Annotated in this window: 11 protein-coding genes; 3 read left to right on the forward strand and 8 right to left on the reverse strand. The window is 65.4% G+C overall.

Annotated features, from left to right (window positions below; genetic code table 11):
• Positions 1-58: 58 nt before the first annotated feature.
• Positions 59-961 (reverse strand): LysR family transcriptional regulator, encoded by a 903-nt coding sequence (locus D4754_RS18605; protein ID WP_121066526.1) that lies wholly within the window; start codon positions 959-961, stop codon positions 59-61.
• Between the two features lie 112 nt (positions 962-1,073).
• Here D4754_RS18605 and cuyA point away from each other — a divergent pair, with 112 nt between their 5' ends.
• Genes cuyA through hisD form a run of 3 tightly spaced genes read left to right on the forward strand, consistent with a single transcriptional unit; the run spans position 1,074 to position 4,113 of the window.
• A complete protein-coding gene (gene cuyA / locus D4754_RS18610) occupies positions 1,074-2,096 on the forward strand; it encodes a D-cysteate sulfo-lyase (protein WP_121066529.1) in 1,023 nt (340 codons plus the stop codon).
• Between the two features lie 20 nt (positions 2,097-2,116).
• Positions 2,117-2,833 (forward strand): cysteate racemase, encoded by a 717-nt coding sequence (gene cuyB, locus D4754_RS18615; protein WP_121066533.1) that lies wholly within the window; start codon positions 2,117-2,119, stop codon positions 2,831-2,833.
• Between the two features lie 5 nt (positions 2,834-2,838).
• The gene (hisD, locus tag D4754_RS18620; RefSeq protein ID WP_121066536.1) at positions 2,839-4,113 is read left to right on the forward strand and encodes a histidinol dehydrogenase; all 1,275 of its coding nucleotides are present in this window, start codon (positions 2,839-2,841) and stop codon (positions 4,111-4,113) included.
• A gap of 14 nt (positions 4,114-4,127) precedes the next feature.
• Here hisD and D4754_RS18625 read toward each other — a convergent pair whose 3' ends face one another.
• The 7 genes from D4754_RS18625 to D4754_RS18655 form a co-directional block, all read right to left on the reverse strand.
• Positions 4,128-5,111 carry an ABC transporter ATP-binding protein gene (locus tag D4754_RS18625; protein WP_121066539.1) on the reverse strand — a complete coding sequence of 328 codons (984 nt, stop codon included), beginning with the start codon at positions 5,109-5,111 and terminating at the stop codon, positions 4,128-4,130.
• Complete coding sequence (locus tag D4754_RS18630; RefSeq protein ID WP_121066542.1) at positions 5,108-6,100, reverse strand: ABC transporter ATP-binding protein; 993 nt, start codon at positions 6,098-6,100, stop codon at positions 5,108-5,110. Before D4754_RS18630 ends, D4754_RS18625 begins: the two co-directional genes overlap by 4 nt.
• 2 nt (positions 6,101-6,102) lie before the next feature.
• Positions 6,103-7,020: an ABC transporter permease gene (locus tag D4754_RS18635; RefSeq protein ID WP_240453942.1), complete on the reverse strand. Its 918-nt coding sequence runs from the start codon at positions 7,018-7,020 to the stop codon at positions 6,103-6,105.
• On the reverse strand, positions 7,017-7,958 hold the full coding sequence (locus tag D4754_RS18640; RefSeq protein WP_121066545.1) for an ABC transporter permease: 942 nt from the start codon (positions 7,956-7,958) through the stop codon (positions 7,017-7,019). Before D4754_RS18640 ends, D4754_RS18635 begins: the two co-directional genes overlap by 4 nt.
• Before the next feature lie 77 nt (positions 7,959-8,035).
• Positions 8,036-9,613, reverse strand: a complete 1,578-nt coding sequence (locus tag D4754_RS18645; RefSeq protein WP_121066548.1) for an ABC transporter substrate-binding protein — start codon at positions 9,611-9,613, stop codon at positions 8,036-8,038.
• A gap of 40 nt (positions 9,614-9,653) precedes the next feature.
• Complete coding sequence (locus tag D4754_RS18650) at positions 9,654-11,150, reverse strand: M81 family metallopeptidase (RefSeq protein WP_121066551.1); 1,497 nt, start codon at positions 11,148-11,150, stop codon at positions 9,654-9,656.
• Between the two features lie 260 nt (positions 11,151-11,410).
• Positions 11,411-11,875 carry a DUF3237 domain-containing protein gene (locus D4754_RS18655; protein ID WP_121066553.1) on the reverse strand — a complete coding sequence of 155 codons (465 nt, stop codon included), beginning with the start codon at positions 11,873-11,875 and terminating at the stop codon, positions 11,411-11,413.
• Between the last annotated feature and the right edge of the window lie 61 nt (positions 11,876-11,936).

Here is an 11,936-nt window from a genome sequence, read left to right on the forward strand (position 1 = left end):
TGGTGAAGATCTGCAGATGGCTTGCCCGGGCGCCTTTCGAAGTGACGCGACGGCCCGCCTACAATTGCGGAGCCGATACCGGCACGTCCGGAGCCAGTTCGGCCCAGATGCGTTCTTCGGCTTTGGATTTCTGGCCGATCAGACGCGTGGCGGTCGTCGCGATCCGCGGCGTCGGAAGGATGTCGGAATAACTGACCAGGGTGCGCGGGGCGGACAGGGTGTCCAGCATCGATGACGGGACCCAGGCGATGCCGACGCCATTGGCCGCGATCTGCATGGCGGCCACGGTCAGGGCGGTTTCCACCCGGACCTCGGTCGCGATATGGTCCGGGATGTGGGGATTGACTTCGGTTTCGATCAGCTTGCCCAGGAACACGTCCGACGGGTACGCGACAAGGGGCAGATGACCGTCCTCGATTTCGGACCTGAGATGGGCGGTGCCGACAGGGACAAGGTCTTCCGTCGAGATCAGAAGCTGTTCCATGTATTCCTCGGGCGGCTGCGCAAGTTCCGTCATCGACTTGTAGGTCAGGACAAGATCGGCCTCCTTCGTGATCAGCATCGCCCAGCATTCCGACCGGTTCGCGGAATGCAGGCGCAGCGTGTAGCCCAGTTTCCCCAGCCGGCTGGCGATAAGCTGCGGCAGCAGCGACGTCGTGATCGCGTGCTGGCTGGCCATGACGATCCGGCTGCTGATCTGCCTGTCGGCCTTGCGCAGATCCACGACAAGCGATTTGAGATCCGACGACAGGCGGCGCAGCCGGTCTTCCTGATCGATCAGCATCCCGGTGGGACGCGCGGGTTTCCGCGTCCGGTCCATGAGATCGACACCCAGGTAGTCCTCGATGCTGCGCACCCGGCGCGAGAAGGCGGGCTGTGTCAGGTGGCGTCGCTTCGCGGCTTCGTTCAGGGAGTCGCTTTCAAAGATGGCGACGATGTCCTCCAGCCATTCGAGTTTCATGTCGGCTCCCGTCTAATATGCGTTGGCCGCATGATAGGTCCGGAACTTGGCATTTGAGAACCCGTATTCTACGTTGCATTCTGGCCTTCTACACAAAGCCCGAGGAACTACTATGCATTTCGCGCGATTTGAACGTGTTCGGTTGGCCCATCTGCCGACGCCCCTGGAACCGATGGATCGCCTGTCCGATGCCTTGGGCGGGCCCCGGCTTTGGATCAAGCGGGACGATTGCACCGGGGTGTCCACCGGCGGCAACAAGACCCGCAAGCTGGAGTTCCTGATGGGCGAGGCGCTGGCCCGAAAGGCCGACGTGGTCATCACGCAAGGTGCCACGCAATCGAACCATGTCCGCCAGACGGCCGCGTTCTGCGCACGTCTGGGGGTGGAGTGCCACGCGATCCTTGAAGACCGCACCGGATCCAACGATCCCGATTACCGGCTGAACGGCAACGTGCTTCTGGACGGCTTGCACGGTGCCACCATTGAACATGTGCCCGCCGATACCGACATGGGGGCGGCCTGTGAAACGGCAGCCGAAGAATTCCGGGCGCAGGGCAAGACGCCCTATATCATCCCGGGTGGCGGGTCGAACCCTGTCGGCGCGCTTGGCTATGCCAATTGCGCGCTGGAACTGGTCAACCAGGCGAACGAGATGGGGCTGAAGATCGCACGCGTCCTGCATGCGACCGGGTCGGCGGGGACGCAGGCGGGGCTGGTGACCGGGCTGCGCGCGCTCAATTCCGGGATTCCGCTTCTGGGCATCGGCGTCCGCGCGCCCAAGGAAAAGCAGGAGGCCAACGTCTTCGCGCTGGCGCAGGCCACGGCGGAGAAGCTGGGCTGCCCCGGGGTTGTTTCCCGCGACGATGTCGTTGCCAATACCGATTATGTGGGCGAGGGGTACGGCATCCCCAACGCCGGCACCATCGAGGCGATCGAGATATTCGCCCGGTACGAGGCCATCCTTCTCGATCCGGTCTATTCCGGCAAGGGCGCGGCGGGGCTGATCGATCTGGTGCGCAAAGGGACCTTCGACGGGGCCGAGAACATCGTGTTCCTGCATACCGGCGGCTCGGCCGGGCTGTTCGGCTATCGGTCGACCTTCGACGCGCCGCGCGAGCTTTCGCTGGCAACCTGACACGGGACGGGACATATCGGATGCACAAGGTGATCGGGCTGATCGGCGGCATGGGACCGGAGGCGACCATCCTGATGATGTCGCGCCTTCTGGCCGCCACGCCTGCCAGCGACGATGCCGATCACATCCCGCTTCTGGTCGACAGCAACACGCGCGTGCCGTCGCGCATCGCCCATCTGATCGACGGTACGGGGGAAGATCCGACGCCGGTCCTGGTCTCGATGGCGGAAAAGCTGGCCGCAAGCGGGGCGGACGTGCTGGCCATGCCTTGCAACACGGCGCACAGCTATTATCCGGCGATTGCCGCGGCGGTGCGGATCCCGGTGCTGAACATGGTGGACCTGACCGCGCGGCAGGTTGCGGCGCAGTATCCCACGGGGCCGGTGGGCATCCTTGCGTCGCCTGCGGTAGAGATCACCGGGGTCTTCGCCAAGGCCTTCGCGTCCCTTGGCCGCGACGCGATCTATCCCGCCGACCGGGATCGCACGCTTTCGGCCATCCGCGCGATCAAGGGCGGGGACACGGACCGCGCCCTGCCGATCCTGCGGGCGGCGCTGGCCGAACTTGCGGATGCGGGGGTGGGGGTTGCGGTGATAGGGTGTTCCGAGTTCTCGATCGCCGCACCACGGCTGACCGATGCGCCGCTGCCGCTGGTCGACAGCCTCGATGTCCTGGTAGACGCCTGTGTCGCCGCCGCGACCGGCCAAGCCGTCTCAGTCAAGCAGGGAGCCGCGTAGGCCCGATGACCGTTCACTATCTCAAGTCCGCCACGCCACAGGCTCCCGAACAGAAGATCGAGCTGCGCGATCAGGTGACCGACATCCTGTTGGCCATCGAAAAGGGCGGCGAGGCCGAGGCGCTGCGCTTTGCCCGCCGGTTCGACCGGTGGGAGGGAGACATCGTCGTCACGCCGAAAGAAATCGAGGCCGCGACCGCCCGCCTGTCCCCGTCGCTGCGCGAGGATATCGATTTCGCGCATGAAAACATCCGCCGGTTTGCCGACGCGCAGCGCGCCACGCTGACGGATATGGAGATCGAGATGGCGCAGGGTTTCATGGCCGGCCAGAAATCCATCCCCGTCCTTGGCGCCGGCTGTTATGCGCCGGGGGGCCGGTTCAGCCACGTGGCCTCTGCCCTGATGACGATCACGACGGCCAAGGCGGCGGGTGTGGAATTCGTGGCGGCCAGTTCTCCGCCCCGGGGCGGCTTCGGGATCTCGGACGAGATGGCCTATGCCATGCATCTGGCGGGCGCCGACACGATCCTGCGCATGGGCGGGGTGCAGGCCATCGCGTCGATGGCCTTCGGTTTCTTCGGGATGACCCCGGTCGACGTGCTGGCAGGCCCCGGCAACAGCTGGGTGGCCGAGGCCAAGCGCCAGCTGTTCGGCCGTGTCGGCATCGACATGGTCGCGGGCCCGACCGACAGCCTGATCCTTGCCGACAGCAGCGCCCATGCGGAGGTCGTGTCATGGGACATGGTCGGTCAGATGGAGCACGGCGCGGATTCGCCCGTCTGGCTTGTGACGGATGACGCGGACCTGGCGAGTGCGGTGCTGGAAATGATCCCCGGCCTGATCGGGTCCCTCCCCGCGGCCAACGCGGAGTCCGCCGCGGTTGCCTGGGCCAACCTGGCCGAGATCGTGGTCTGCGACACGCGCGAGGAAATGGCGCGCATGGCCGACACCTATGCGCCCGAACACCTGCACGTGCAGGCGCGGGACCTGGACTGGTGGCTGGGACGGCTGAAGGCCTATGGTTCGCTTTTCCTGGGCGAGGAAACGACGGTGGCCTTCGGTGACAAGGCATCTGGGCCGAATCATGTGCTGCCCACGTCCGGGGCTGCGCGGTACACGGGCGGGCTTTCGGTGCACAAGTTCCTGAAGACGGTCACCTGGCAGAAATCGACCGCCGAAGCGGCGCGCCGCGTGGCCGAGGTCACGGCGCGGATTTCGCGGATGGAGGGCATGGAAGCCCACGCCCGGACCGCCGATATCCGCCTGTCACCCCGCGGGTAAAGCCACCGCGGCTCTTACACCTCTTCCGCGAAATGGCAGGCGCTCATCTGGCCGCCGCCCATGTCCCGCAACGCGGGCACGTCGCTGGCGCAACGGTCCGTCGCCATCGGGCAGCGGGTGCGGAAGAAGCAGCCGCTGGGAGGATCGATCGGGCTGGGCACATCGCCCGTCAGCACCACGCGGTCGCGTTTCGCGGATGGATCCGGCAGGGGCACGGCCGACAGAAGCGCCTTCGTGTAGGGGTGGCGCGGATGGCGGAAGATGGCGTCGCGATCCGCGATCTCCATGATCCGGCCCAGATACATGACGGCGATCCGGTCGCTCATGTGTTCGACCACCGCCAGATCGTGCGAGATGAACAAAAGCGCCAGCCCAAGGTCCTTTTGCAGATCCATCAGCAGGTTGATGATCTGCGCCTGAACCGACACGTCCAGGGCCGATACGGCCTCGTCGCAGATGATGATGTCGGGCTCCGATGCCAGCGCCCGCGCGATGCAGATCCGCTGACGCTGGCCGCCGGAAAACTGGTGCGGCATGCGTACCATCGTCTCGCGCGGGAGGCCGACCTTTTCCAGAAGATCGCCGACGCGGGTCCGGCGTTCGGTGCGGGTCCGGGCCATGCGGTGGCTGCGCAGGGGTTCGGCGATCAGCTCCTCGACCGTCATGCGGGGGTTCAGGCTGGAAAACGGGTCCTGAAAGACCACGTTCATGCGCTTGCGGACGGGCTGCATTTCCGCCCGGCCCAGCCCGGCGATGTTCTTGCCTTCCAGCGTGATCCGGCCTTCGGTCAGGGGGATGAGCTGCGCCAGGCATTTCCCGACGGTCGACTTGCCGCAGCCGGATTCGCCCACCAGCGACAGTGTCTCGCCCCGGGCGATGTGGAAGCTGACGTCGCTGACGGCATGCACCGCCTTGACCGACCGCGAAAACAGCCCGCCCCGGATCGGGAAACGTTTCACGAGGTTGCGGACTTCGATGAGATGCGGGGCGTCGGTCATGCGGCCGAGACCTCCCGGGGCGAGAAATGGCAGGCGGCGAAGTGGCCCGGGGCCTTGGCCTCCAGCGCCGGGTCGATGCGGCGGCAGACCTCCTGTGCCCTGGGGCACCGGTCGGCGAAGGCGCAGCCCGACAGGGGCTTTGACAGGTCCGGGACACGGCCCGGGATTTCGGCAAGGCGGACAGGTTCTGCCGTGGTCAGCGACGATCCCAGCTTGGGCACGGCGTTCAGCAGGCCCTGGGTATAGGGATGGCGCGGCGTGCGGAACAAATCGCCGACCTTCGCCTCTTCCACCTTGCGGCCGGCATACATGACCAGCACCCGTTCGGCGAATTCTGCCACGACGCCAAGATCGTGGGTGATCAGCATGACGGCCGAGCCCACCTTGCTGCGCAAGTCCTGCATCAGGTCGAGGATCTGGGCCTGGATTGTCACGTCGAGCGCGGTCGTGGGTTCGTCGGCCACCAGAAGCGCGGGGTTGCAGGCCAGCGCGATGGCGATCATCGCCCGCTGGCGCATGCCGCCCGACAATTGGTGCGGGTATTCGTCCACCCGGCGTTCGGGGGACGGGATGCCGACAAGGCGCAGCATCTCGATGGCGCGGTCGTGCGCTTGGGCGCGGCTGGCGTTTTCGTGCAGGCGGACGGATTCCCCGATCTGCTGCCCGATGGTGAAGACCGGGTTCAGCGAGGTCATCGGCTCCTGGAAGATCATGCTGATCTCGGCGCCGCGCAGCTTGCGCATCTGGCGTTCGGAGGCTTCCAGCAGGTTCCGGCCCCGGAAATTGATCTGCCCCGCCACCTTGCCCGGCGGCGTGGGCAGGAGGCCCAGGATCGACATCGACGTCACGGACTTGCCGCAGCCGGATTCGCCCACCACGGCCAGTGCCTCGCCCGCTTCGATGTCGAAGCTGAGCCCGTCGACGGCGCGGTTCACGGCCGTGGCCGTGCGAAAGTGGATCTGAAGGTCGCGCACTTCGAGAAGGGCCATGGCTATACCTGTTTCGCAAGCCGGGGATCGACAGCATCGCGCAGCCCGTCCCCCAGCAGATTGACGGCCAGGACGGTGATCGACAGGAACAGCGCCGGGAAGAACACGATGCTGGGCTTCACCTGCCACAGCGCGCGCCCCTCGGCCATGATGTTGCCCCAGGACGGCACCGACGACGGCATGCCGGCACCGATGAAGCTGAGGATCGCCTCGGTGATCATGGCCGAGGCGCAGATATAGGTCGCCTGAACCGTCAGCGGGGCCATCGTGTTGGGCATGATATGGCGCCGGATGATGCCGAGCGTGCTGGTGCCGCAGGCCTTCCCGGCCTCGACGTAAGGTTGCTCACGGACCGACAGCACGACCGACCGGGTCAGCCGCGCGACGCGGGGGATTTCGGCGATGGTGATGGCAAGGATCACGTTGAAGACGGACCCGCCGCGCATCAGCGTCATCAGCGCGATGGCCAGCAGGATCGCGGGGATGGACATCAGCCCGTCCATGATCCGCATCACGATGTTGTCGGCCCAGCGGATGAAGCCCGACAGAAGCCCGATGGCCAGCCCGACAACCGAAGCGCAGATCGCCACGCCGGCGCCCACCACGAGCGAGACGCGCGCGCCGTAGACCGTGCGCGAGAAGATGTCCCGGCCCAGCATGTCGGTGCCGAACCACGCATCGGCCGAGGGCGGCTTGACCCGGAACGCGGGGTTCAGAGCCGACGGATCGGCCGTCGCGATCCAGGGCGCGAAGATGCCCATCAGCGTGACCAGCATGAGCAGGATCAGCCCGATCCACATCGTCGGATGTTCGATCAGGAGCGCCATGCGCCGGCTGCGCTGCGGCGGCGGCGTCAGGATCTGCGGCCGGTCGGGGGCGGCGGCGAACTCTGCGTCTGTCTGGTTGATCGGGGCGGTCAATAGCTGATCCTCGGGTCGATGAGGGTGTAGCTGAGGTCGATCAGCAGGTTGATGATGACGTAGACGAAGCTGAAGACCAGGATGACGGCCTGGATCACCGGGTAATCGCGTCTCAGGATAGACTCCACCGTCAGGCGGCCCAGTCCCGGAAGGGCGAACACGGTTTCGATCACCACCGCGCCCGAGATCATGAGCGCGATGCCAAGACCCACGACGGTGACGATGGGCACCATCGCGTTGCGCAGGGCGTGGATGAACAGGACGGTATGCCCGGCGGCGCCCTTGGCGCGGGCGGTGCGGATGTAATCCTGCTGAAGGATCTCAAGCATCGTCGCCCGCGTGATCCGGGCGATCAGCGCGATATAGACGCCCGAAAGCGTGGCGGCCGGCAGGATCAGGCTGCGCAGCCACGGCCAGATGCCTTCGGCGATGGGCGTGTAGCCCTGCACCGGAAGCCAGCCCAGCTTCAGCGCCAGTGTCCACGCCAGCACGTAGCCCACCACGAAGACGGGGACCGAAAAGCCCAGAACCGCGAACAGCATGATGAACCGGTCCAGAAGCGATCCGCGTTTCCACGCGGCGGCCACGCCCATGGGAATGGCGATGGCCAGCGCGATGATCAGGGTCACGATCATCAGCGATACGGTCGGTTCGACCCGCTGCAGGATCATGGTGCTGACGGGTTCGCGGGTGAAGATCGAGGTTCCGAAATCCCCTTGGAACACGCCCCCGGCCCATTCGACGAACCGCACGGGAAAGCTCCGGTCCAGCCCCAGCTGGGTGCGGATATTCTCGATGTCCTCCTGCGTTGCCTGATCGCCGGCCAGGATGGCGGCCGGGTCGCCCGGGGCGAGGTACAGAAGGCTGAAGACGAAGATCATCACGAAGAGCACGACCGGCACGGTCGATAGGATGCGTCTGAGAATATAGGCGCTCATGCGGGACAGGTCCTTGGGGAAGGGGCGGGGGCACCCGGTTCGCAGGTGCCCCCGGCCAGTATCTTAAACGCGGTGTCTTACGCGCGGTCGACGTTCCAGAACAGGCTGACCGACGCATGCAGCAGGCCCGTCAGATCGGTGCGCACGGCACCGTCCTGGAAGGTCTGGCCCAGCGGGATCGTCGGAACCTGGTCCAGCGCACGGGCATGGGCCTTGTCGAAGAGCTGCTGGGCTTCCTCGTCGGACTGGGCCGAAAGCCAGTCCGCGACGGTTTCTTCCATCACCTCGTCCTGCGACCAACCCCACCAGCCCTTTTCGCCAAGGCCGCGGGTGGTGGCGTTGGTGGCCGGGTTGTCGATCGAGATCGCGGGCCAGTTCGTGTGCGCGATGCTCCAGCCGCCATTGTCGACCGATTCCTTCGACACGCGGCGCTGCACCACGGTGCCCCAGTCGGTGTCCTGCAGATCGACGTTCATGCCGATCTTGGTCAGGATATCCGCGGTGATCAGGCCATGCGGATGGATCGACGCGATGTCGGTCGGGTTCAGGATCACGACGCGTTCCCCATTGTAACCCGCATCCTTCAGCGCCTGTTTGGCGCCCTCGACGTCCAGCGAGCCGATGATGCCCTCGCCCAGTTCGTTCACGCCCGGCAGGCCGCACGGGAACGATGCCAAGCATTGCTGCTGGTTGGCTTCGCTGGCGGTGACCGATTGCATGTAGGGCGTCTGGTCGATGGCCTTCAGCACGGCGCGGCGGATTTCGACATTGTCGAACGGCGCCTGCAGGTGGTTGAACCGCAGGACCGAGATCAGGCCGAACGGATCCTGGCGGAACAGTTCCACGTCGGGGCTCATTTCTATGAGCGGCGCCAGATCCGGCAGGATCGAGGCGACCCAGTCGACCTCTCCGGCCTGGATTGCGGCGGCGGCGGTGGCCGGGTCGGGAATGATGTTCCATATCACGCGGTCAAAATGCGCGACCTTGCCGCCCGACGTCCACGCCGCGGGTTCGCTGCGCGGGTTGTAGCCTTCGAACTTCTCGTACACGACCCGGTCACCCGATACATATTCATCGGCCATGAACTTGAACGGCCCGGACCCGACCATTTCCGTCACCTGTTCCGAGATATCGGTCTTGGCAAGCCGTTCCGGCATGATGAAGGCCGGCGACGAATGCGGTTTGCCGATCGCGTGCAGCAGCCGGCCGAAGGGGCGCGTAAGCTTGATCACGATGGTCTTGTCGTCCTTGGCCGAGAAGCTTTCGGTCGCGGCCCCCAGCGCCTGACCGAAGCCGTCGCGCTTGGACCAGCGTTCAAGGCTGGCCGCGCAATCCTGCGCCCGCACCGGTTCGCCATCGTGGAACATCAGCCCGTCGCGCAGCGTGATCTCCCATGTCAGGCCATCGTCGGAAACGGTGTGGCCCTCCGCCATCTGCGGCGCGGGTTCCATGTTGGCGTCCATGCCGTAGAGCGTATCGAACACGGCATAGCCGTGGGTGATGCTCACGGCGGCCGGGGTGAAGATCGGGTCGAGGATCGTGAGGTTCGAACTGGGCACGTAGCGGAGCGTTTTGGTGGCGCCCTGCGCGAACGACGGCAGGGACAGCAGCGGCGTCGCGGCGGCTGCCCCAAGCAGAGTACGTCTTGAAATCATGGTGAAATCCTTCCTGTTGGTCTCATGTCATGGAGCCTTTTCAGGCGGTAGCGGGAGCTTCTTGCGGCTCCTCCGTGTCGTCGGCGGGCCAGAAGGGCCTTTGCCGGTTTTCCCAGTCCACGTCCTGCAACCGCAGCGGCGCACCGCCCGGCCCGTGGATCGGGATGTACTGCACATCCGGTTCCAGAAGCTTGCGATAGTTCATCAGGTTCTTGAATGATGCGATCTTGCACGACCTGATATCAATACCGCACGCTGCGTAGTGTTCGTCCATGTGTTCGTAGAAGGGCAGACTGCCGACAAGGATCTGGATGCCGCCGGATCGCAGCACCGCCGTTTGCCCGGTCGATGCTTTCGAGCCCGAAGCGGGCCCCCCGGAATAGGTGAACGTGCCGTTGCACAGCCGTTCGACCGTGGCCTGTACCGGGGCGGGGCTGAACCAGCGGGTGTCCTGCTTGGCGCCGATATGGAACCGGGCACTGGCGCCTTCGCCCAGCTCGAAAGCCTGGGCGGCGGTTTCCGGATCGACGATGTAGACGGTTGCTTCGGTTTCGGGCGCGACCTCCAGCAGCGCCGACAGCAGCGCGGGGGAATCGCCCTGCGCGCCGGCGCCCATCGCATCGGGCGCGTCGACGATCAGCGTTCGGCCCGGATAGGCAATTGCGGCGCGGACTGCATCGGCGGGGGTCATCGCGGGCAGTTCGAACGCGCGGCGCCGGTCCCAGATCGCGTCGAGTACCTCCTGTGCGACCGTGTCCCCGGCCGCCGGATCGCCGTCCGTTACCGCCAGACCGGTGATGCCGACATCCGCCATGTCGAGCCACGGCTGAACGGGGAAATAGCTGACCGACAGTGCCCGCCCGTCCGCTTCGATGCCGCGCGACAGGGCCGCGACCTGCGCCATGGGCTCGTCGCCCAGCGTGGCGCCGCCCAGAACAGGCACGATGGCGTTGTACTTGCGGATGCGTGTGACCGGGGCGATTTCCCCCTTGATCGCGCGCACCAGAAGACCGGCGGCGCAGGCGCCTGTCCGGTAGGCATCGACATGGGGATAGGTTTCGTACCCGACGATGATCTGCGCCATATCCGCCATCCGCTGCGTGACATGCGCGTGCAAGTCCAGGCTGACGGCAATCGGGATCGACGAATCGTCCAGCTTTTCGCGCACGGCCTTGATCACGCCGCCTTCGGGGTCCTTTTCGGTCGCGCAGATCATCGCGCCGTGCAGCGACAGGTAGACGCCGTCCAGCGGCAGAGCGTCGGCGATGCCCGTGGCGATGGCCTCGACCGCCTCGTCATAGAACGCGTCGTCGACATGTCCGCCCGACACGCAGCGCGACATGAAGATCGGCACGATCTCGGCCTTTGCGTCGTTCAGCGTGTCCAGGGCGCCGGTGACGGACAGTTGCTTGCCCGTGGCAGTCCTGACGACATCGTCGCCGCGGAAGATACCGAACCGGGCGAAATCTTCCTTCCCTGCGACTCTCAGCGACAGGCTGTTTCCCTCGAATTCGAAGCTGGCGATTGCGACTCTCATGGATCTTCCTGGCCTGTACTGAACGTGGCGGGCGTGAGGTTTTCATGATGAGCGCGCAGACGAGATGCTCAACACGCACCTTGTTAAGAAGTTTTGCAGGTCGACAGCCCTGAATACAAATGCCGATTGACGTATTCATTATGCAGTTCTGACATAATAGGGCGCTTACCGGGTCCCTGTCGCGAACGCCACTGCGATGTGGAGCACCTTGCATCGCGCTTCTGCCTGCGATCAGAGCGGATCGCCGTGGCGATCCCTAGCTAGCGTATCGCGAAGAGCTCGACCTGAACGCTGCTTTCGTTCCGCGCGCCGGTGCCCACGAACAGCGTGGTGTTGACCCAACCATAGCGTTCGTCGCCGGTTTCCAGGCGGGCATGGGTGCGCATGTAGTAGCTGTGGGGGTCGACCGCCTCGCCCCGTCCGATGGCTGCGATCACGTCGGCGGGACCGTGGCGGTAGCCGTAGTTGATGATCTCGATCGTCGCGCCATCGTGGGTTTCCATGGCGTAGCGGGTGTCGAGCTCGGCCAATCCATCGGGGAAGATCGTCTGCCAGTCGGCGCCGACGTTCAGGATACGGCCCGACAGCGCCGGCCCGGTGACCGTGCCGCCGATGATGGGGATGATGCGGCGCTGTCCCGCGCGGCCGGTGCCCATGGGCCGGATCGGGCCAAGATCCACCATCAGGGTGCAGACATGTTCCAGCGTCGGGTTGGGAAGATCCATGATGCGTTGGGCCGATAATTGTTTACTTGGTTAACAGTCTGGCGTATTGAGGACATAATAG

Source organism: Chachezhania antarctica, assembly GCF_003646465.1.
In the GTDB taxonomy this organism is placed as follows: domain Bacteria; phylum Pseudomonadota; class Alphaproteobacteria; order Rhodobacterales; family Rhodobacteraceae; genus Chachezhania; species Chachezhania antarctica.